Raw genomic sequence first — 21,124 nt, forward strand, 5'->3', positions numbered from 1 at the left:
CTTATTTTTTCTCCTCTTCGGCAACAACTATATTGGTTAAATCTGTAAATTTTAATAATCGAATACTGTTCTTGTTGTCCTGAACTAATAAGCCCTTATCGCCTATCGTTATGGGTGTATAGGGTAAAACTTCCACGGCAGATTTAGCTTGAAGTTCAAGTTTATCGTTATAGCGTCCGATTAGGTATTTTCCGTTATTATCAATTACTGCATAATAATCGTTTCCGTTTTTGACCAAAACGCTTTCAGCTGCAATATTCTCTTGACTTTGTTTAACAATTTCAAGGGATTTTGCATCGATAAGAACCAAAGCTATAACTGCATTACCGGACTTAGTGCCTGCAATGGCCATAAGGTTTTTTCCTACAATGTGCAGGTTCCTTCCTCTGATTGTATTGATTCCAGAAGTTCTAAGCTCTTCTTCCGTTTTTAAATCCAAAAGAACAAGTTCCGAAAGCATTTTTGAATCGTCCACGACCTTCAAACCATAGCCGGGAATTGATGAGGCTATTGCTGCATCTCCCTCAGCTTTTTTCTCTGCTTTCTTTTCTTCTATGATTTTCTGTGTATCGGAAGCAATGTCTTTTCTGTCCGTTTGAGCTTCTTCAGTCTTTTTTTCAGCCATTTTTTCTTCTTCTTTTACTTCTTTTTTGGCCTCGTCTGCCTTTTTTTGCTCTTCTTCGGCAACTTCCTTAGCTTTTTTAGCCTCTTCGGTCTTCTTTTCAGACTCTTTTTGAGACTTTTCAGCTTCCTTCTTCTTCTCTTCAGCTGCTTTTTTATCCTCAGGTTTTCCTGTTTTTGCAGCCTTCTCTTCAGCTTTTTTAGCCTCTTTTTGCTTTTGCTCTGTTTCCTTCTTTTGTTTTTCAGCGGCTTTTTGCTTTGTATCGGCTTCCTTCTTTTGCTTGTCAGCTTCTTTTTGTTTTACATCGGCTTCTTTTTTTGCAATCTCTGCACGTTTAGCAGCCTCCTCGCTTTCTCTTTCTTTTAGGTCAACCATTTCCTTGCGTTTTTCAATGTCCTTATCCTTATCTTCACGCATTTTTTCGACAACCTTTTTATCGGAAATAGAAGTTGTATCTACAGAGCTTATAGTGCCGGCGTATTTTTGGTCTGTCAGCGGAATAACTATTTGGGTTTGTCCCGGCCATTCATCGTAACGCAAAGCTAAACCTGCTTTTTCTTTTGTCAAATTCTTTGTAACAACCTGCTTGTACTTTTGGTTAAAAAAGTCCATGTTTTTGCGGTAAACGGCATTGTAGATTGTAACAAAGTGTGCAAGAGTTGCCGCATCCTTATCGGAATATCCGTAAGCAGCTTTTAAATATCCTGCAATTATCAGCCTTACGTTGTTAATATGATCAACACCGGCATTTTTTCCGATAATGAAAATATCCGCATCAAGGCCTTCTTTTACTGCAGGGTCGACACAGTGAATAACTGAGTACCTATTCATATCGCCTGCACGGCCTGCTTTTACGGCACCTGCAAGACTTGAACCTATGCCCCGAATTGTGTCAGCACTATCTACTGCATCATGAGGTCCCGTGTAGTTTATAAATTCTATAGTCTTATTTTTTACAGAATCAATTTCAGGCTTATCAACTTCAATTGCAAAGCCCGAAAAAACTACCATAATCAAAAAAAACGAAAAAACCAATAGCTTTCTCATAATTAAATCCTCCGTTCTTTCTATTTTACTATATTTTTTATTTTTTGTCTTGCATAATTTTGAATAATATTGGAATAAGGGCCTTTAATAATATAAAAAATACTTGAAATTGCAGCAGATGCCGTTTCATTTGAGCCGAATCGCATCAAGGCGGTCAAACAATCGCAGACTGCAGCCATAAGGTTTATGTCATCGTATTTTGCCTTTCCCATTACAAAGCGGATACCTTCCATTGTGCGGTCATCGGGATCGTAGGCAAGATGTTCCAAGCCCCGCAAAATCCCGGCAAGTACATCAGGATCATCTATTTTGTAGATTCCGCTCAATAAAATGTCCCGATATTCATAGGAGCCTAATCTTCCTAAAAGCTCTGCGGCCCTTGCTCTATCAAAGGAATTAAAGTCTTGTGAAAAATATGAAGCCTTGCGCTTATTTTCCAAGATAGTTTTTAATTGGAAGGCATAGCGGGGCTCCTTTTCGCCTACGGTTCCGTTTTCTATTTCTTTTTGTATAACATCTAAAAGTTCTGCCGTAGTAGCATATTCAACAAAAAACGGAAAGTCTTCCTTACCCTTGTCATCTTTTTGTATTATAGAATAAAAATTTTCAGGAGCATTTCGTTTTGTTCCTTTTCGCAAAAGCTTTGTTTCTACTCTGTAGGCATTTAAAATCTCGTTTGTTATTCCGACCAAAAGCCCGTTTTCGGTTATTATGGGGAAAAAGAGAGTTTCCGGTATCTTTTTTTCCCATTTGATGCGCCCTGCATCTGTAATAAGACAGCCGAATCCTTTTGCTGTAATATTGAATTCGTTACCGATTGCGTAGCAATGCACTCCGTTTGAAAAATTGCCCGAAGTCTTTTCTTCCCATATGAGTTCATTTGTTTTTAGATTTTTGAAAACAACTTTACCACTTTCAAACATATAAAGGACTTTTCCGCCCTTATAAAAAATATTTTTACAGATTTCCGGTTCGGTAGTTTGCCAAAGAGCTTCCGAACCTCCGCCTGTTTTATAGTATGAAATTGAGCCGTCCGTACAAGCGAGTATGTAACCGTCCGGAGCCTCTCCTATAGCAGAAACGGTCTTTTTAAGCCTGTACTGCTCTACAATCGAACCGAAGATAGAAACACGCAAGAAATCTCCCGATTTTAAAATCAAAACTATATCTTTGGAGCCCGTTTCTGCAGGTTGAAATACCGGGGCGGAAACAAGGGGCAATTCCCACTTTAGTTTTCCTCCCGAGGTGAGGCAAATTATGTTATTATCTTGGATTATAAAAATTCGGCCGTCCCGTGCGGTGTGTACGGGAAAAATCGGCTTTTTCTTTAGAGGATAGGTCCAGAGGGGCATTCCTTGAGAAGAAAATGCTTCGATATTTCCCTTTGCGGTAACCATAAAAACTATTCCAGCTTGAGAAACCGATAAAAACTCGCTTGGGAATTCACTTGTATTTCTTCGCCATAAAAACGTCCCTTGAGAGGTAATGCAGTTTAAGGCCTTATCGTCTCCTGCCGTATAAATGTTTCCATTCCAAAAAACCGGAACCGTTATGTTCTTGCCGGCAAAAACCAAGGTCCAATGGGCATCAAGGGTTTGAGCCGATACTTTAAAAGAAAAAACAAAAAAACAAAAAAATATACTAAAAAACAATTTTTTCATAATTTTGCTCGCATTTCGTTAAAATATAAAAGGAAACACCCTCTTAGGTTTTAAGGCTGCAAATTCTTCAGGAAATTCTTCCCTGTATCTTTTATTTATAGTATAGGCCCTAGGAACAAGGTTGGCACAGGTCCAAAAGGCAAACAAGAGGCCGACAAAGCTCCATGATAAAAGAGCAAAGCCGAACCATTCCAATATTTCGCCGAAATAATTGGCACTTGAAACATATTTATACATCCTTTTATGCGGAAAATAGTGTGCGGTATCTCCCGGCTTTCTTAAGGAGCGTATATACTTGTCCGAATCTATATTTATGGCCATTCCGAGTAAAAAAATAAGAACGCCGATTATAAAACGCGGATCATAAAGCCATGAAATAGGATACATGGTCTTGGGGGAAAGGTAAAAAAGCCATGCACCTATTAAAAAGGCATTTATCGTATTAAATGTGATTCCCATCAAAACGATGAGGATGGGCATTTTACTTTTTCCTTTTAATAAAAATGGGAAGATTAGAACGCGTTGAGCATAGTGCAGTACAAAAAAAAGGCCTATTATAATTCTTACAAAATTTTCAGGTTTAGCCCATACACACATTAGTACAATCATAGTGATAAGCGTAGGAACTTCCATCACAAACCATGCAATTTTATTGTTAAAAGAAAAGCCCCATTTTTTATTTATCATTTTACCGTATCCGGCCGGAACAAAAAACAGTACTACAAAACAAATTAAGCCTACGCCGAATAAGACAAGTTGTGCAATATTAAAAGTAAATATCAGTTGATCCATAGTTATTAAGTATAGAATATCTGTGCATCAGAGTCAAGAGACAGTGCAGATACAAAAAAAACGCAGAGATGATATGTGCTTGAGAGAAAATCTTAGTTGAAAAATAAAGACTTTACCTCGTTGCAGAACCATTATTATAATAACGTTCGGTTAAAGATTTTACAATAGTCTTGACCTTGTTTATTAACAAATGCACGCTTAAAAGCATAGCCGTTTCGGAGAGTTACTGTAAATAATTGTTTCATGCAAACTCCTTTTTAGGCATTATCTCCTTGCCCGTCTTCATATAATTATAGGGTTCTAAGTTGAATAGTTTATCTCAGCTTGTACATAAGAGCTTTTTATTATATAATTATAAAAAAGAAAGGCTAAGGAGGCTCATAATGAATCTTTACAGAAAGCTGCCTGTCGGTATTCAAAGTTTTGAAAAACTTAGAACAGATAAATATCTTTATGTTGATAAAACGGAGCATCTTTTTAGGCTGATTTTAACCTCATCGCCCTATTTTTTAAGCCGCCCGCGCCGATTTGGAAAAAGCCTTTTCCTTTCTACGCTTGCAGCTTATTTTTTGGGAAAGAAAGACCTTTTTAAAGGTTTATATATTGAAAAGGCGGAAGAAGAAAGAGCTAGGTCGGAAGGCTCGGAGCCTTGGACTGAATACCCTGTCCTCTACTTGGATTTTAATATGGGGCAGTATAACGAAAAAGAAGGCGTAAAGCAGGTTCTAAATTACCATCTTACCGATTTTGAAAAAATATATGGGAGCAATAAAACGGATGACGGCTTGACCGCCCGTTTTGCCGGTATCATCAATAGGGCTTATGAAAAAACCGGAAAAAAAGTTGTTATCCTCGTAGACGAGTATGACAAGCCCCTCTTACAAACAATGTATGTAAATGAAGCCCTAAACGAAGAATTCCGCAGCACTCTTAAATCTTTTTATTCGGTTTTAAAAACTTGTGATCAATATATCCGCTTTTCGTTTTTAACGGGCGTAACAAAATTCAGTAAGATAAGTATTTTTAGCGATTTAAATAATTTACAGGATATAAGTCTACACGAGGCTTTCTCTTCAATTTGCGGTATTACCGAAAAAGAATTGCACCTTACTTTTAAGCCTGAAATTGAGGCCTTGGCAGAAAAAGAAAAGATAAGCTATGAATCTTGTGTAGAACTTTTAAAGAAACGATATGACGGCTACTTGTTTGCCGGCGTAGGAGAAAGTGTCTATAACCCATTCAGTGTTTTAAATGTTTTTTCGGCAAACAATGCCGGCAGTTATTGGTTTGCTACGGGCACTCCGACCTTCTTGGTAAACTACCTAAAGGATGCTCACTATAATATTCCCGACCTAGACGGAAATGTTGAGCTTGATGAAGCCGGTCTAGCCGATTACCGAGCCGACACAAAAAATCCTCTGCCGATTTTGTTTCAGGCAGGATATTTAACAATAAAAAGTTATGATTCAAAATACAAGCTTTATTCTTTGGGTTTTCCTAATGATGAAGTGCGTTACGGTTTTTTAAGCAATCTTTTGCCTGTCTATTCAGATATTAAAAGCTCGGAAGCGGCTTATTCCGTTGCCCAATTTTCTAAAGATATTGAAGGGGGAAATATGGACGGCTTTATGGAAAGAATGAAGTCCATAATTGCCGGAATTCCTTACGATAATCTTCCCAAAGAAAAGTTAAAACTTAGAGAGCAAAACTATCAGACTGCCGTTTATTTGATTTTTAAGCTGATGGGTCAATTTGTCGAAACAGAAATACACTGTGCAGCCGGAAGAGCAGACTGTATTGTTCATACAAAAGATACAATTTATATCTTTGAATTTAAACTTGACGGAAACGGAAGCTCGGAAGATGCAATAGCACAGATAAAAGAAAAAGGCTATGCAGTTCCTTTTAAATCAAGCGGTAAAAAAATTGTCTTAATCGGTTCCTCCTTTGATGAAAAAGAGCGCACCATAAAAGACTGGAAAACCGAAACTCTTTTATAAAATGAGTTACAAGCGAGGAAATAAAATTGAGTAAACTATTTGTTGTAGGTATAGGCCCTGGCGGGGCGGAATATATGTCGGCTCAGGCGACCGAGGCCTTAAAGCAATCCGAAATAATCGTAGGCTATTCAGGATACATTGAATATATAAAACCCTTTATCGAAGGCAAAGAGGTTTTTCAAACGGGAATGACCGGCGAAATTGAAAGATGTAAGTATGCAGTTTCAAAGGTAAAGGAAGGAAAAACCGTAAGCATTATAAGCACAGGCGATGCCGGTCTTTACGGAATGGCAGGACCAATCTTGGAGCTTGCTCCCGATTTAAATGTCGAAATAATTCCGGGTATTTCCGCCGCCTTTGCTGCAGCTTCAAGGCTGGGCGCTCCCTTAATGCACGATACGGCTCTTATCAGCCTTTCCGACAGGCTCACCGATTATGAGGTTATAAAAAAAAGAGTCGGCTTAGCGGCGGAGGGCGACTTTGTAATTGCCCTCTACAATCCAAAATCTAAAACCCGTTCCGATTATATCGAAGAAGCCGTAAATATAATCTTAAAATTCAGGGCGCCCCAAACGCCCGTAGGCATAGTAAAAAATGCCTGCCGTAATAACGAAAAAATTACCCTTACCGAGCTTCAAAAAATAAATTACGATGAAATAGATATGTTCAGCCTGATAATAATAGGCAACAGCAATACCTACATTCAAAACGGAAAAATAATTACCCCGCGAGGATATAAGATTAAATGATCTGGATTATAGGCGGAACCACTGAAGCCGGAAGCCTTGCGGATTTTTTAAAAGTAAAAACCGTACCCTATATAATGAGCGTTGCAACGGAAGAAAGCAAGGACTTTTTTAAAAATCATAAACTTAAAATCGGCAGAATGGATGCTCTTCAAATGGAACAATTTTGTATTGAAGAAAAAATAAGCCTCATTGCCGATTTAAGCCATCCTTATGCCCTAATCGTTTCTCAAAATGCAAAAAAAACCGCACAAAACTTGAACATAAAATATTTGCGCTTTACCCGAGGAACTTCACAATCTTCAACGGACTTAGAGCAAAATAATTTTTATACCTTTGAGGATATGGAAGACCTTTGCTCATTTTTAAAAGAATTAAAATCTTCTACGGTTTTTTTTACGACAGGTTCCAAAACCGTTTCGGACTTTGAAGCTTTCCGCTCCTCGAACCGCTTTGTATATAGAATTTTACCTACGGCAGACAGTATAGAAAAATGCAAAAATGCAGGAGTTGCGACTCAGGACATAATTGCCATGACAGGCCCCTTTTCTCAAAATTTAAATGAAGCTATGTTTAAAGAATATGGAGCTTCCTATGTTGTGATGAAGGACAGCGGAGATGCCGGAGGCACAAGGGAAAAACTCGCCGCCTGTGAAGCTCTAAATATAAAAGCCTTAATTCTCGGACGCGGAAAAGAAGAGGGTATTATCGAATTTGAAGAATTTAAAAAAGAGGTTTTAAAATATGGACATGCTTAGGATAGAGGATTTAAGCCTTTCCTACGGCGACAAACCTGTTGTTCAAAATTTAAGCCTAAGGGTAAAAAAGGGGCAGGTGGTTTCGATAATCGGGCCCAACGCTTCGGGAAAGTCCACCATTTTAAAAAGCATCGCAGGAATTATAAAACCCGTTTCCGGCAAAATCTTTATCGAAGAAAAAGACATCTCAAAAATGGATTCCAAAAAACTCGCCCAAAAAGTTTCTATCCTATTACAGCAAAATAAAAACCCTGACGATATAAGCATCGAAGAACTGGTCTATTTCGGCCGTTATCCCCATAAAAAATGGTTTGAGGGTTTTGAAGCTTCCGATAAAAAGATAATAGAAGAAGCTATGAAGCTTACAAATACCTTTGCTTTGCGGGACAAAACCTTGGAGACCCTGTCCGGCGGCGAACGACAAAGAGCTTGGATCGCTATGGCCCTTGCCCAAGAGCCGGATATCCTTTTGTTTGACGAGCCTACCACCTATTTGGATCTGGCCCATCAAATAGAATTCTTGGAGCTCGTAAACCGTCTAAACAAGGAAACCGGGGTTACGGTAGTTTTGGTTCTTCACGACTTAAATCAAGCAGCCCGTTACGGCAACTACCTTTTTGCTATGAAAGAAGGTAAAATTTTTGCACAAGGCTGTCCCGAAGAGGTTCTGAATCCTCAAAATATTTTGAATATTTACAACATTGAAGCTAAAATCTTTAACGCTGCGGGTTATCCGGTTGTTATACCTGAAAAGAGATTGTAGGCCGCTCCGGCATTATTAAGATTCTTAGAATTTCTTTTGCACACTTTGTATATTTACGGTTAAACAAAGTCCAAAACGACTTGTTTTTTTATATATTTTGAAGTATAATAGTAGGTATGAGAGTAAAATCTTACTTAGGCTTAAAATTCAACTTTTCTCATTCTAATTTTTTGTGTGCCGGTACTGTGCCGAAAAATGTTAGCTTAAGTTTACCCCCCCCCCCCCCCCAATTTCTCCATTAAGTAAAATATCTCTAATTAAAGATTATAATTCTTATTTTTCTCAATTTATAAACCGCATTGCTGAATTTATTCGGTTTTGTGGTTTTTTGTATAAATTTGTCCTATTTAAAAGGAGGGAGACAGTTATGATTTGGAAATGAGGGATTAATGTGCAAGATAAATTGAAAAGCCGGGAGCTCTTATCCTTTGGGATAAGTGTAGAATAATAAAATCTAAATTAAACATACCGTAAAGTACGGGAAAGGAGTTGTATATGAATCCTAAAATATGGGCTAATAATCTTTTTGAAGAAATAAAATCAAAAGGAAATATTGATGTAAAAAAAGTATATGAGATGAATTTGGGACTTATAAAAGCTGGAAAAACTGAAGATGAAGTTGAAGTTTTCCTTTCAAGTTTAGAAGGTCTTGCCAAAAAATACACAAAAGTTCTTGATAATGGCTCAGTACTGGAAAAAATGGATGAAAGCCAGTCAGCCCATCAGACGAATGAAAATGTAAAAAAACTTTTGGAATTGATCCAACAAACAAAAAAAGAACTGGGTTTGGTTTAATGGTTATACAAGATATAACTTCAATTTGTTCTTGTATTCTAGGAATTTTAGGGCTTTGTATAGCTTTTACTCAATTATTAAAATTACGCAAGCAAATAGATATTTCTTTATTGCTTAATGTATTGTCTATTGAAGAAGAAATAAATTTAAGAAAATCCAAGGTAGATGATATAGCCCATGAAATTGAAGTAAAACTAAAAACAGGAAATGCCGATACCGCGAATCTTATCTCGACTGATGAAGCTTATCTAAATACGGCTTTGGAAAATTGGTTTAACTCTTTAGATAGACTTTGCTTTTGCATAAAAAAAGGTTATTTCAAAGAAAAAGACTGGAAGGCTGAGTATCGGGATTATATTGTCGAAATGGTTAAAACATATCCTGATAAGTTCGGAGTTTCTTCCAAATACAAGAACATAATAGACTTAAATGAAAAATGGCTTAGAGAATAAGCTATCAAAAATTAAATTATTTTAAAGGAGAGATTAGCTATGAAAAACACTAATTTCAAGCTTAAGACTAAGGTCTTAAATCGGGCAGTATCAATTACTGCATTGTTGTTGGTTGCGGGGCTCTTATTTACAGGCTGTCCTACAGGTCAGGGAAAATCCGGCGGAGGTGAATCTTCCGAAGTAATTCCTAACACTCCCGGAAAGTTTTATACCCTTGATGGTGTAAACTTTATGATGAAGTCTATAAAGGCTGTAAGCGGTGCCGGGAATCAGCTGGGAGCAGAGTATCTGTATGATAATGGATTACATGATATACAGCTTTCGGCCTATCTTATAGGAGAAACAGAAGTAACACAAGAGCTATGGTATAAGGTTATGGATAAAAACCCAAGTTTTTTTAAATCCAACCCTGCATCGGGAGAAAGTCAAGAAAAGCGTCCTGTGGAAAATATCAACTGGTATCATGCAATAGCTTTTTGTAATAAGTTGAGCCTCAAGCTTGGTCTTGACCCCTGCTATACTGTAAAGGTTGGAGGAACTCCGGTTGATTTTGAAACTCTTACCTTTGATCAAATCCCTACCACTGATAATGTAGATTGGAATAAGGCAGAGCTTGATATGAATAAAAGCGGTTTTAGACTGCCAACGGAGGCTGAATGGGAATGGGCTGCCAAGGGAGGAAAAAACTATATATGGTCGAATACAAATCAAAAGAACAGGTTAATAGAATATGCTTGGTATTCAAATATTGATGGCGGAGATTCTGATTTAAAAACTCACGAAGTCAAGAAGAAAAAACCTAATTGGTATGGTCTTTACGATATTGCGGGAAATGTCGTGGAATGGTGCTGGGATTGGCATGCGGATATCCATACAGGGAATACTTTCCCTCAAGACTATCCGGGCCCAGCTACGGGTACGAGCCGAGTTATGCGAGGCGGCGGTTGTGACTATAGTGCGGAGAGCTGCATTGTATGCTACCGTCACGGAGGTAGTCCTTACAATAGACACTCCAGTTATGGCTTCCGCTTGGCTTGCCGGCCATAGGGGATATAACAGACAGCTTCTGCTGTCTGTTATAAGAATTTAACTTTTCTAAACCGCCCACAGGGCGGTTTAGAAGGAAATGATTTAAGGAGAAAATTAAAATGACCTATGTTAAAAATTGTAATCGTGAAGCAGAGGAAAGATCTATGATTGAAAAATGGGAAAAATATACAGGAGAAAGCTGTCCTGCATATTGTTCAAATGCTAATTGCGATAATAAGCTTGATGATGATAATAAATGCGGGTCACATGTGTACAAATGTGATAAAGATGGTAAATTGAAAAGTAAAACCATATATATAGTTCCACTTTGTAAAGAATGTAATAACACCTATAATGAAGATGTGATGATAATAAGAAATGATTATTTACTGGTTCCGCTAAATAAGTTATAGAGATACAGTACTGTTTTAATCATATAGGTTTATCAGAACAATTTTGCCCTTATGAATTACAGGCTCGAAACTGCCGATTTTACATTTGCCCCTTGCGGTTAAATTATCCTCGCCTTTGTAAAGACGAGGGGTTCTTAGGGGCTTGCCCCTAAGCGGTTCTTTTGAAGATAGGAGGGGTCATAGGGGAGGGTAACAACCAACGGAGTTTCAAGGTCAAGAAACTTTTATCCGAACTTTTTAATGCCGGTTATTCTTATGCGGGAATAATCGGCGTTTTTTATATGTGGTAACCTCTAATACCGCAATATTTTGTAAATTTTCTGCCACGATTTTTCAAAAACTCTTGACCATTTTTTTTTCTATTAGTATCTTCTTATAAGATATAGGATAGTTGGAGTTCAAATGAGCAAAAATCATGAAAAGCAGGCCGACAAAAAACAGGCGGAAAAGGAAGACCTTGAAAAAGACCTTCAGCCTAAAGATGAGTCTGCCGTGAAAGATGAACAAGGAGCCGGATGCGGTTGCGAAGCTCCAAAAGAAACCCCGCAAGAAGAAAAACCTGAAAAAAATGATGATGTGTTAAGTCCTGAAAAGCGGATAGAAGAGCTTGAAACTATTTGCAGGGACTGGCAGGATCAGTATTTGCGTAAGGCTGCGGATTTTGAAAACTACCGCAAGCGCATGATTAGGGAAAAGCAGGAAGCAATAGACTATGCAAACAGCAATCTGCTTTTGGACCTTGTGCAGGTGCTTGATGATTTTGACAGAGCTATAGAGGCCGGCAAAACTCAAGGCGGAGAGGCCGCAAACAATGCCTTTGTTGAAGGCGTTGTAATGATAAAGAACCAAATGGTTTCTATGCTGAGTTCAAAGTACGGGCTTAGCTATTATCCCGCAAAGGGAGAAGCCTTCGACCCCAACCTTCACGAAGCCGTTTCAATGATTCAGTCTCCCGATGTAAAAGAGGCTGTTGTAGGAGAAGAACTTCAAAAAGGCTACAAGCTAAAAGAAAGAGTGATTCGTCACTCCAAGGTAATGGTACTAATGCCTGCCGAAAAGCAGGATGAAAAAAAGGCGGAAGAAAGCGAAGCCGCCGATAAAAAAAACGAAAATTAGGTTATAGGAGATATTGAAAATGGGAAAGATTATTGGAATTGACTTAGGAACAACAAACTCTTGCGTATCGGTAATGGAAGGCGGTGAGCCCGTCGTTATACCGAACTCTGAAGGCGGAAGAACAACTCCGTCCATTGTAGGCTTTACCTCAAAAGATGAAAGGGTTGTAGGCCAGCCTGCAAAAAACCAAATGATTACCAACCCTGAAAGAACCGTTTATTCGGTAAAGCGCTTTATCGGGCATCGATATAGCGAGCTCACAGACGAATTAAAACGCGTTCCCTACAAAATCGTACCTCAGGGAGAAGATGTACGAATCGACATTGACGGAAAACTTTATTCCACACAGGAAATTTCCGCCTTTATTCTACAAAAAATGAAAAAAACAGCCGAGGACTATCTGGGCGAAAGCGTAACCGAGGCCGTTATAACCGTTCCGGCTTATTTTAATGATGCACAAAGACAGGCAACAAAGGATGCCGGAAAGATTGCCGGTTTGGAAGTAAAGCGAATCATAAACGAGCCGACTGCCGCTTCCTTGGCCTTCGGTTTTAACAAGGATTCTAAAAAAGAAAAAACAATCGCCGTATATGACCTCGGAGGAGGAACCTTCGATATTTCGATTCTTGAATTGGGTGACGGCGTTTTTGAAGTAAAATCGACAAACGGAGATACCCACCTCGGCGGTGACGATTTTGATAACAGAATAGTAAACTGGCTTGTTGACGAGTTTAAAAAAGATACGGGCATTGACCTATCTAAAGACAGAATGGCCTTACAGCGTTTACGCGAAGCCGCTGAAAAGGCAAAGATTGAGCTTTCTTCGGTTGCAAATACGGAGGTAAACTTACCCTTTATTACAGCCGATGCAAACGGGCCTAAGCACTTACAAAAGAGCTTATCCAGGGCAAAGTTTGAGCAGATGACGGAAGACCTCTTTGAAAGAACAAAGGAGCCTTGCCGAAAAGCCTTAAAAGATGCGGGTATAACTCCCGATAAAATCGATGATATTCTTTTGGTCGGCGGTTCAACCCGAATGCCTAAAATTTTACAGATTATAAAGGAAATCTTCGGCAAAGAAGGTTCTAAGAGCGTAAACCCCGATGAAGCCGTAGCAATGGGTGCCGCTATTCAGGGCGGTATCTTGGGCGGAGATGTTAAAGATGTTCTTCTTTTGGACGTTACTCCTCTTTCTTTGGGTATCGAAACGATGGGAGGCGTATTTACACCCCTTATCAACCGAAATACTACGATTCCGACAAGGAAGAGTCAGGTCTTCTCGACAGCCGCCGACGGACAGACTGCCGTTTCTATCCATGTATTGCAGGGAGAACGCGGTATGGCCAGCCAAAACAGAACCCTCGGCAATTTTGACCTCGTAGGTATTCCTCCCGCCCCGCGCGGAGTTCCGCAAATCGAGGTTACCTTCGATATTGACGCAAATGGTATTGTTCACGTTTCGGCAAAAGACCTCGGAACAGGAAAAGAACAGCATATCCGAATCGAAAGCTCAAGCGGCTTAAGCGAGAGCGAAATTGATAGAATGGTAAAAGAAGCTGAAGCCAATGCCGAAAACGATAAGCTGGAAAAAGAAAAGGTTGAAGCAAAAAATAATGCCGACTCGCTTATTTATCAAACCGAAAAAACTCTCAAAGAAATGGGAGATAAGATCGGTGCTGCCGATAAGCAAAACATTGAAGCTGCAATAGCCGATTTAAGACAGGCTCTTAATTCCGATAATACCGCTGATATTAAGGCAAAGACCGAAAGCCTTCAGCAGGCAGCCTATAAGATTGCAGAAGAAATGTACAAGCAGCAGGGAGCTCAAGCAGGAGCCGATCCTAATGCCGGCAGTTCTCAGGGCGCCCAAGCGGGAACCGATTACGGTACTTCAGGTCCCAAAACCGGCACAGCCGATGATGTTGACTATGAAGTCGTAAATGATGATAATGATAAATAAATTTTAAGACTTAATAAACAGGAACCTCTAAAAACTGATGTTTTTAGAGGTTCCCAAATTTTTACACTGGGAGTTTTTAGTGCCGGCATCTAAAAGAGACTATTATGAGGTTTTGGGCGTAGATAAAAAAGCCTCGAACGATGACATCAAAAAAGCATATCGAAAATTAGCAATCAAATATCACCCCGACAAAAACCAAGGGGATAAGGCTGCTGAAGAAAAATTTAAAGAAGCAACCGAAGCTTATGAAATTCTTATCGACGAAAAAAAGCGCAGCATGTATGACCAATTCGGCCATGCCGGCGTAGACGGAATGGCGGGCGGCGGAGGCTATGATCCTTCTGCCTTCCAAGGTTTTGAAGACATTTTCGGCGGAAGTTTCTCGGATATTTTTGAAAATTTATTCGGAGGAGGGTTTTCTTCCCGTTCATCAGGTTTCGGCGGCCGTCATGCAGGCCCTATCCGCGGTTCTAACCTGCGCTATGATCTTCAAATTTCTTTTGTTGATGCCGTTTACGGCAAAAAAGCCGAGTTAAGCTATACCCGCAATGAAAAGTGCTCCGAATGTCACGGAACAGGCAGTGAAAACGGAAGCTCAAAAAAAATGTGTCCAGATTGTAAGGGTACGGGACAGGTGCGTCAAAGTACCGGTTTCTTTTCTATATCGAGGCCGTGTCCTACCTGCGGCGGCGAAGGCTCCATAATCGAAAAACCGTGTAAAAAATGCGGCGGAAACGGCTTGGAGCGCAAAAAACAGCGTATAATCGTTACTATTCCTGCCGGTGTCGAAAACGGAAAACGGATTACTATTCCCAGTCAAGGAAATGCAGGTCAGGCAGGCGGAGACTACGGTGACCTCTTTGTATTTATCTTTGTTCAAGCTCATCCTCATTTTGAGCGCAACGGAATAGACCTATATTGTGCAGTTCCCATCTCAATGACTCAGGCTGCTTTGGGCGGAGAAATAAACATAAAATCCCTTGACGAAAAAACCTTAAAACTTAAAATTCCGGCCGGAACACAAAACGGAAAACTTTTAAGAATCAGGGGTGAAGGCGTTCCTTCAGGAATAGGCCGAAAGGGCGATCTCTATATTCAAATTCAAGTGCAAATTCCTTCAAGGCTTTCTTCGAAGTCAAAAAAACTTTTACAGGAAATTTCAGAGCTTGAAGGAGAAAACGAAAATCCAAGTTTAATAGCTTTAAAAGATTTACCTTAAAAAATTTTACTTTACACTTTATTTTTATTTTATTTTATGATATAATACCTCCAAAGCTGGAGAAGATCATAATGATAAAATTACGTAAATTACTTTCGAATATTCTGATAAGTATTGGGATGGGGTGTGTTTTTGCTCTCTTCTTGATATTTGTCAGCCCAAGATTTTTGTTTTTAGGTAAATTTTATTCGGCTAATGATATGACTCTGGCTTTGAGCCGATTGGCAAGGATTCCTGAAATGACTCAAGTGCACAGGTTTATTATAGGAGCTTTGGTTTTTGTCATTGTTGCAATATTTACTGACTCGCTTATACGTACCTCTTATAAGAAAATAGAAAGTAGAGAATATGATAAACCTAAAACTAAGGTCTTTGCGGAATTTTTGAAAAAAATTCGGTTTTGTTACACTATAGAAAATTTAATAGATACCATAAGTAATGAGCTTGAGTATTCGGGTGACTGTTCGGTAATGCTTGTAGATTCTATAGAAAATGTCGTATTATATAATAGTACTTCAAGATTTATTTCCTCTCCCGAAACTTTTGCTTCTCTGCATGAAATTACAGTGGAATATAAGCCGGGAGTTTATTTTTTTAATGCAGATATGCAGGGATGTAAACTTAAAGATGCACGTATTGCTGCGGTAATCTTAGAAAAAATGCAAATTTTTATTATTTGCGGTTATTTTAACGATGTTGAACCTGAGATTTTTAATACAATGTTTTCGGAATTTTTGACTTATCAAAACAGGGTTTCTACTCTTGAACAACTTTTATACTTTTCAGAATTAAGCCAAGAATGGAATATGGTTGCAAACACACAAAAGGCTTTCTTACCTCAAAAGCTCCCTGAGATGCCTATGCTTGAGTTGGCGGCTTATTTTAAACCCCTTGTAAACGTATCAGGAGACTATTATGATGCTATAAAGATTGATGAGCATAAGACCCTCCTAGTTGTAGGGGACGTCTCCGGTAAGGGCCTTTCAGCTGCATTGGTTATGGGTATTGTTGTAAATACAATTAAAATAGCAAAAAATAAAGAAGATCTTCCTGCTCTTGTGTTGGCAGTAGACAGCGCCATAAAAAGAATGGGCCTTTTGGATAAGTATACGGTTTTATTTTTAGGTTTAGTTGACACCGAAAAAATGACTATAAAATATGTTAATGCCTCAATGGAAGATCCGATGATTCTTACGGAATCTCCGGACGGCTACAAGGTAAAGGTACTTGAATCTACTTGCAGTATTGTAGGTATCATTGACTTCGATAAAATAGAAGTGCGTGAAAGGCCTCTTTATCGGGGTGATGTAATTTTGATGATGACAGACGGTGTTCCTGAATCTATGAATGGCGAAGGCGTTGAATTAGCAGAGACCGATATGTACATGGAATCTATAAAATCTTTTGTTCAATATAGTGCAGATGATATAGTGCGAAAAGTTGCCGGTATGGCTTATGCTCATGCAGGTAATCAGCCCATGAGAGATGACATTACTATAATGTGTGCTAAGGTTAAGGGGTAAATTATGGGTCTGATTGTTTTTGTATTCTTTTTTCTTGTTGTTTTAACGATATTGGCTATAAGCCTTATTGTCAAAAAAGAGCCTTATGCAAAAAGCCTTTTTATGGTTGCCGGAATGACGGTAATAACGACCTTGCTTTTTTTGACCTTAATATTAGCATTATATTTCAATTTTTCCGGTATCGTTTCTATTATATCGAAACTTTTCATGATAGGGATGGTTTTGATTTCTTTTTTTACCTTGCAGTTTACTGTTAAAATGCCTTATTTTGAGCGTAAAAAAAATACTCCTTTTACAGTGCTTAATGGTATTTTACATTTAGGAATTACTGCATTGGCAATTTTCTTTATAAAAGGTTTCTTTTGGAATCCTCTCTCAGGTTTTAAATTCACATCACTTATGATAGCGGGAAATCCTGCCTCAGGTATTTTTGAAAGGACCCTCCTTTTGTTTGTACCTGTTTTGGCAATGTTGATTTCTCTATATAAAGTTTTTAAGGAAGAAAGTAGAATTTACAGACAGCAGATGATAATTTATTTTCTGGCTCTTCTTTTTAGCGTAATTCTTTGGAGTTTTGTTTATTATTTTTCTACTATTTTTTCGTGGGCAATAGCTATAACACCTCTCGGATATTTGCTTCTAATTTTCTTTACTTCATTCGGATTTTCAACCTCAATGGTATATGATAGAAAACAACTATTCCTTGCCTTATTGAGGTTTTTGATTTTTATTTTAGTGTTTGCTGCCGTAACAGGATATTGGGCTTCATGGGTTCTTACCTATGTCCGTAATTTTTATTTTCAGGTTGTTTTGTTGATTATAGGGGCTCTTGTTTTTCTTATTATTAGGAATTTTGTTTCTCAAAGATTTAAATGGTTTTTGGGTGATACTTCCGAATATGCAGAAGCTATAGAGGAAAAACTACAGCAAGTTGACTATACGAAAGGCCGTGAAAAAGTCATGGAAAGTTTTTCTAATATTTTATTGGATCAGCTAAATGCCGGCGCTATCAATATTTTGATTACTAGTGAAAGCGGAATATTGGAACCTGTTTATTCGACGATAAATGTAACTTCTACTTTTGATGCTGCTCAACCTATTTTTCAATTTTTATTGAATGAAAATATTCAGGTCATAATGAGATCTCAAGTTTTGACAAACCCTGCTTTTTCCGGTGTAAGAAGTGAATTAATCGGTTTTATGAACAGTACCTATGCCGAAATATTGATTTGTGTACGTGAAGGTCAAAAATTGATAGGAGTTATTTCCATTTCTTCTAAAAAAAGAAGAGAGGCTTATACTACATATGACTTTGATGTCTTAAACAGTCTTTATTCTTATTTCTTTTTAGTTGTATATTATTTGCGGAATATAGCAAAGCAGGATATAGTTCTTATTCTCGATAGAGAAATAGAAATGTCCGATCAAATTATCGGTTCAATCCAAAAAAATATAGATATTGTTGAAAAGAAAGTTATTGATGTGGATTCTGTTGCCTTTTCGGCTCACCAATTGGGAGGCGATTTTACCGACTTTATTAGATTGTCTGAAGATAGATATTTATTTTTGATAGGAGACGTTTCCGGTAAAGGATTAAGTGCAAGTATGTCAATGGTTATTTTAAAGTCTGTTATGCATACTTATCTTTCGGAGACTTCTGATTTTAAGGAGCTTGTAGTAAAAATAAATTCTTTTATTAAGAATAATCTTCCTAAAGGAACTTTCCTTGCGGGGCTTTTCGGTATTATGGATTTTAAGACTTCAACAATATATTATCTTAACTGCGGTATTCCTCTCATGTCTATGTATATTGATTCTTATAAAAATGTTATCGAAATACAGGGAGAGGGAAGAGTATTAGGTTTTGTAAAAAATATACGTCCCTTTTTAAAGGTCAGAAAAATTACAATGAACCGTAATGATATTATAGTATTTACTACTGACGGTTTGTTGGATTCCAAGAATTTAAAAGGCGACAAATTCGGAAATGAGAGAGTAAGCCGTTTAATTGCAGTGAATAAGACTAAGTCTGCTAAAGAGATTTCTAATGCGATATATAAAACGTTCTTGGATTATATTGCTCATGAAATTGAAGATGATATTACTATCATGACATTTAAACATATATAAGGAGGTTTTATGGAAAATTTAATTATTAATGAATCAGAGGTATCCGGATGCTTATTATTGTCTATAGAAGGCCCTGTTAATTTATATACATCCGGCGATTTTGAAAAAAGAGTATATTCGGCAATTAAAGATCACGATACAATTTTGGATCTATCAAAGGTAACATCACTATCATCGTCGGGAATTGGAGTGCTTATGTCTGCCCATAATGATGGTGAGGATAACGGACACAAGATGTATGTGTTGAATCCGGCCAAGGATGTAAAAATGGCTTTGGATTCAACAGGGTTTTCAGATGTGTTTAATATTATCCATTCCATTGGTGAGATATAAATAATTTTTATCAGTACTAAAATATGCATTTTACTCTAAAGAAAATTTTCTTTCTATTTTTCTTTTTTGTCTTTATATTTTCTATTTATCCTAACAATAAAATTTCCGATGAAAATGTATATAAAAAAGTATATACGTATATTTCAAAACGGTTTCCTAAGGATATCTTTAATAAAATAAATAACAATCGAAATATTTTTTTTAAGAATTTAAATAATGTATTAAATAATGAAAAAGAAGATGTTTTGGTCTTGGTAGATAAGCTTAACCTTCTTGATAAAAATTATGAACCTAAAAATATTATATTGCTCTATGACATAAAAGATAGAAAGTATGTTCTAGATCGCACCAATATCTATCTTGCAAAAATTGCAGAACGTCCATTGCAAAAAATGGCGGAAGCAGCAAAAAAAAACGGAATAGAAATAAGGGTAAGTTCAGGTTATCGTTCTTATATCTATCAGTCAAAACTTTTTTCAAAATATGTAAATATGCATGGTAAAAAAAACACTCAGTCTTTTTCTGCCCCTCCCGGCGCCAGTCAGCATCAACTTGGTACTGCCATTGACTTCGGTACAATTACGGATGACTATGCCGATACTGCTGAAGGGAAATGGCTTTTTGAAAATGCAGGAAACTACGGTTGGTCTTTATCTTACCCGAAAGATATGGAGCATGTTACAGGCTATAAATGGGAGTGCTGGCATTATAGGTATTTGGGCGTTGAGGCTTGTAAATTTCAAAAAGAATGGTTCAGCGATATTCAGCAATATATGCTGGAATTTATTGACCTTTGGAAAAAAGAAAAAGCAAAACTTAATTAGTTGTTTATATCCTTTTCGGAAAGGCCGAAACCCTCTTCTTCATTGTTATGAATTCCGTACGGTTCAATGTGTACCATGACATCATAAACATTTTCTATTTTTTCTTTAATTGCTGAAGTTACTTTTTCCGCTATACAATGACCTTCATAAATACTGATTGCGGCATCGACCTCAATATCCAAATCTATATCTAAAAGGTTTGCCATCCTTCTTATTCTTGCGCGGTGAGGATTATGAGCCCCTTCAACGGAATTAACGGCTTCAAATAATTGTTTATATAAAATATCGTTTGTATTCCCGTCCATTAATTCGATATTCAGTTCCATAAAAAGTTCTATACCCGATTTCATAATCCAAAGGCTTACGAGGAGGGCTGTAACTGCATCGAAAATAGGAGCTTTAAAAAAATGTGAAATTGCAAGACCTGCTAAAACCGAAGCGGAAAGAATTACGTCATTTGTCATATTTTTTGCATTGGCTTGAATCATCATGCTGCCGGTTTTTTTGCCTATAATATACTGGTTTAGGGCTAAAAGTAATTTTACCGCAATTGAAGATACCGTAACAATAACGGCAAATATGTGAGGCATCAGAATAGTTACGGTTCCTTTATAAACATTTATGAGTTTCCCTGTCGCTGTGATAAATAATTGAAATCCGGCTATCATAATTATAAAGGCTAAGATGAGTGAGGCCATAGTTTCAGCTCTTTGATGACCCCATGGGTGTTTCTTATCCGAAGGTCTTCCTATTATAAAACTTACTGCAAGGGTCATAATAGAAATGCCGATATCCGTAGCAGAGTCAATTCCATCGCCGATTACTGAAAGACTGTTTGCATAAATTCCTATTACAAGTTTTGCGATGCATATTATTATGTTTCCGATAAGAGAAATTAGAGAGGCAATTCTTACAAGTTTTATTCTGTTACCGCTATCCAT

At 37.7% G+C, this 21,124-nt stretch carries 19 protein-coding genes; 15 read left to right on the plus strand and 4 right to left on the minus strand.

The genetic code is table 11. From position 1 onward, the window contains the following. Position 1: 1 nt before the first annotated feature. From HO345_RS00400 to HO345_RS00410, 3 genes are read right to left on the minus strand one after another with little or no spacing between them, the layout of a single operon-like run. Complete coding sequence (locus HO345_RS00400) at positions 2 to 1,669, minus strand: P83/100 family protein (RefSeq protein WP_253683336.1); 1,668 nt, start codon at positions 1,667 to 1,669, stop codon at positions 2 to 4. A 20-nt stretch (positions 1,670 to 1,689) separates the two neighbouring features. Beyond that, the gene (locus tag HO345_RS00405) at positions 1,690 to 3,330 is read right to left on the minus strand and encodes an outer membrane protein assembly factor BamB family protein (protein WP_253683337.1); all 1,641 of its coding nucleotides are present in this window, start codon (positions 3,328 to 3,330) and stop codon (positions 1,690 to 1,692) included. A gap of 18 nt (positions 3,331 to 3,348) precedes the next feature. Further along, positions 3,349 to 4,122 carry a phosphatidylethanolamine N-methyltransferase family domain-containing protein gene (locus HO345_RS00410; protein WP_253683338.1) on the minus strand — a complete coding sequence of 258 codons (774 nt, stop codon included), beginning with the start codon at positions 4,120 to 4,122 and terminating at the stop codon, positions 3,349 to 3,351. 383 nt (positions 4,123 to 4,505) lie between these two features. On the opposite strand from HO345_RS00410, the gene HO345_RS00415 reads away from it, so the two are divergent. From HO345_RS00415 to HO345_RS00485, 15 genes are all read left to right on the plus strand, one after another. After that, positions 4,506 to 6,122: an ATP-binding protein gene (locus HO345_RS00415; protein ID WP_253683339.1), complete on the plus strand. Its 1,617-nt coding sequence runs from the start codon at positions 4,506 to 4,508 to the stop codon at positions 6,120 to 6,122. Between the two features lie 26 nt (positions 6,123 to 6,148). After that, entirely contained in the window at positions 6,149 to 6,871 is a 723-nt protein-coding gene (gene cobJ / locus HO345_RS00420; RefSeq protein ID WP_253683340.1) for a precorrin-3B C(17)-methyltransferase, read from the plus strand. Next, positions 6,868 to 7,626: a precorrin-6A reductase gene (cobK, locus tag HO345_RS00425; RefSeq protein ID WP_253683341.1), complete on the plus strand. Its 759-nt coding sequence runs from the start codon at positions 6,868 to 6,870 to the stop codon at positions 7,624 to 7,626. The genes cobJ and cobK overlap by 4 nt, the downstream gene beginning before the upstream one ends. Further along, positions 7,613 to 8,389, plus strand: a complete 777-nt coding sequence (locus HO345_RS00430) for an ABC transporter ATP-binding protein (RefSeq protein ID WP_253683342.1) — start codon at positions 7,613 to 7,615, stop codon at positions 8,387 to 8,389. The genes cobK and HO345_RS00430 overlap by 14 nt, the downstream gene beginning before the upstream one ends. A 495-nt stretch (positions 8,390 to 8,884) precedes the next feature. After that, on the plus strand, positions 8,885 to 9,184 hold the full coding sequence (locus HO345_RS00435) for a hypothetical protein (RefSeq protein WP_253683343.1): 300 nt from the start codon (positions 8,885 to 8,887) through the stop codon (positions 9,182 to 9,184). Then, complete coding sequence (locus HO345_RS00440) at positions 9,184 to 9,636, plus strand: hypothetical protein (RefSeq protein WP_253683344.1); 453 nt, start codon at positions 9,184 to 9,186, stop codon at positions 9,634 to 9,636. The genes HO345_RS00435 and HO345_RS00440 overlap by 1 nt, the downstream gene beginning before the upstream one ends. A 39-nt stretch (positions 9,637 to 9,675) precedes the next feature. Then, positions 9,676 to 10,683, plus strand: coding sequence for a formylglycine-generating enzyme family protein (locus HO345_RS00445; protein ID WP_253683345.1), 1,008 nt, complete (start codon positions 9,676 to 9,678; stop codon positions 10,681 to 10,683). Positions 10,684 to 10,784: 101 nt separating this feature from the next. Continuing rightward, a complete protein-coding gene (locus HO345_RS00450; protein WP_253683346.1) occupies positions 10,785 to 11,078 on the plus strand; it encodes a hypothetical protein in 294 nt (97 codons plus the stop codon). 402 nt (positions 11,079 to 11,480) lie between these two features. Then, positions 11,481 to 12,194 carry a nucleotide exchange factor GrpE gene (locus tag HO345_RS00455; protein WP_253683347.1) on the plus strand — a complete coding sequence of 238 codons (714 nt, stop codon included), beginning with the start codon at positions 11,481 to 11,483 and terminating at the stop codon, positions 12,192 to 12,194. Between the two features lie 19 nt (positions 12,195 to 12,213). Then, positions 12,214 to 14,154, plus strand: coding sequence for a molecular chaperone DnaK (dnaK, locus tag HO345_RS00460; RefSeq protein ID WP_253683348.1), 1,941 nt, complete (start codon positions 12,214 to 12,216; stop codon positions 14,152 to 14,154). Between the two features lie 37 nt (positions 14,155 to 14,191). Then, positions 14,192 to 15,373, plus strand: coding sequence for a molecular chaperone DnaJ (gene dnaJ / locus HO345_RS00465; RefSeq protein ID WP_253683349.1), 1,182 nt, complete (start codon positions 14,192 to 14,194; stop codon positions 15,371 to 15,373). Between the two features lie 71 nt (positions 15,374 to 15,444). Continuing rightward, positions 15,445 to 16,896 (plus strand): PP2C family protein-serine/threonine phosphatase, encoded by a 1,452-nt coding sequence (locus HO345_RS00470; RefSeq protein WP_253683350.1) that lies wholly within the window; start codon positions 15,445 to 15,447, stop codon positions 16,894 to 16,896. A 3-nt stretch (positions 16,897 to 16,899) separates the two neighbouring features. Further along, positions 16,900 to 19,026, plus strand: coding sequence for a SpoIIE family protein phosphatase (locus tag HO345_RS00475; protein ID WP_253683351.1), 2,127 nt, complete (start codon positions 16,900 to 16,902; stop codon positions 19,024 to 19,026). 9 nt (positions 19,027 to 19,035) lie between these two features. Continuing rightward, positions 19,036 to 19,359 (plus strand): STAS domain-containing protein, encoded by a 324-nt coding sequence (locus HO345_RS00480; protein WP_010694679.1) that lies wholly within the window; start codon positions 19,036 to 19,038, stop codon positions 19,357 to 19,359. A 23-nt stretch (positions 19,360 to 19,382) separates the two neighbouring features. Beyond that, positions 19,383 to 20,183, plus strand: a complete 801-nt coding sequence (locus HO345_RS00485; RefSeq protein WP_253683352.1) for a M15 family metallopeptidase — start codon at positions 19,383 to 19,385, stop codon at positions 20,181 to 20,183. Here the strand turns inward: HO345_RS00485 and HO345_RS00490 are convergent. Next, complete coding sequence (locus tag HO345_RS00490) at positions 20,180 to 21,124, minus strand: cation diffusion facilitator family transporter (RefSeq protein WP_253683353.1); 945 nt, start codon at positions 21,122 to 21,124, stop codon at positions 20,180 to 20,182. The genes HO345_RS00485 and HO345_RS00490 overlap by 4 nt on opposite strands.

The organism is Treponema denticola (assembly GCF_024181645.1).
Classification (GTDB): domain Bacteria; phylum Spirochaetota; class Spirochaetia; order Treponematales; family Treponemataceae; genus Treponema_B; species Treponema_B denticola_A.

Bases quoted from the DNA above. Each gene is read 5' to 3' on its own strand.
- HO345_RS00400 (WP_253683336.1), bottom strand. From the start codon at position 1,669: ATGAGAAAGCTATTGGTTTTTTCGTTTTTTTTGATTATGGTAGTTTTT.
- HO345_RS00405 (WP_253683337.1), bottom strand. From the start codon at position 3,330: ATGAAAAAATTGTTTTTTAGTATATTTTTTTGTTTTTTTGTTTTTTCT.
- HO345_RS00410 (WP_253683338.1), bottom strand. From the start codon at position 4,122: ATGGATCAACTGATATTTACTTTTAATATTGCACAACTTGTCTTATTC.
- HO345_RS00415 (WP_253683339.1), top strand. From the start codon at position 4,506: ATGAATCTTTACAGAAAGCTGCCTGTCGGTATTCAAAGTTTTGAAAAA.
- cobK (WP_253683341.1), top strand. From the start codon at position 6,868: ATGATCTGGATTATAGGCGGAACCACTGAAGCCGGAAGCCTTGCGGAT.
- HO345_RS00430 (WP_253683342.1), top strand. From the start codon at position 7,613: ATGGACATGCTTAGGATAGAGGATTTAAGCCTTTCCTACGGCGACAAA.
- HO345_RS00435 (WP_253683343.1), top strand. From the start codon at position 8,885: ATGAATCCTAAAATATGGGCTAATAATCTTTTTGAAGAAATAAAATCA.
- HO345_RS00440 (WP_253683344.1), top strand. From the start codon at position 9,184: ATGGTTATACAAGATATAACTTCAATTTGTTCTTGTATTCTAGGAATT.
- HO345_RS00445 (WP_253683345.1), top strand. From the start codon at position 9,676: ATGAAAAACACTAATTTCAAGCTTAAGACTAAGGTCTTAAATCGGGCA.
- HO345_RS00450 (WP_253683346.1), top strand. From the start codon at position 10,785: ATGACCTATGTTAAAAATTGTAATCGTGAAGCAGAGGAAAGATCTATG.
- HO345_RS00455 (WP_253683347.1), top strand. From the start codon at position 11,481: ATGAGCAAAAATCATGAAAAGCAGGCCGACAAAAAACAGGCGGAAAAG.
- dnaK (WP_253683348.1), top strand. From the start codon at position 12,214: ATGGGAAAGATTATTGGAATTGACTTAGGAACAACAAACTCTTGCGTA.
- dnaJ (WP_253683349.1), top strand. From the start codon at position 14,192: ATGTTTTTAGAGGTTCCCAAATTTTTACACTGGGAGTTTTTAGTGCCG.
- HO345_RS00470 (WP_253683350.1), top strand. From the start codon at position 15,445: ATGATAAAATTACGTAAATTACTTTCGAATATTCTGATAAGTATTGGG.
- HO345_RS00475 (WP_253683351.1), top strand. From the start codon at position 16,900: ATGGGTCTGATTGTTTTTGTATTCTTTTTTCTTGTTGTTTTAACGATA.
- HO345_RS00480 (WP_010694679.1), top strand. From the start codon at position 19,036: ATGGAAAATTTAATTATTAATGAATCAGAGGTATCCGGATGCTTATTA.
- HO345_RS00485 (WP_253683352.1), top strand. From the start codon at position 19,383: ATGCATTTTACTCTAAAGAAAATTTTCTTTCTATTTTTCTTTTTTGTC.
- HO345_RS00490 (WP_253683353.1), bottom strand. From the start codon at position 21,124: ATGGATAGCGGTAACAGAATAAAACTTGTAAGAATTGCCTCTCTAATT.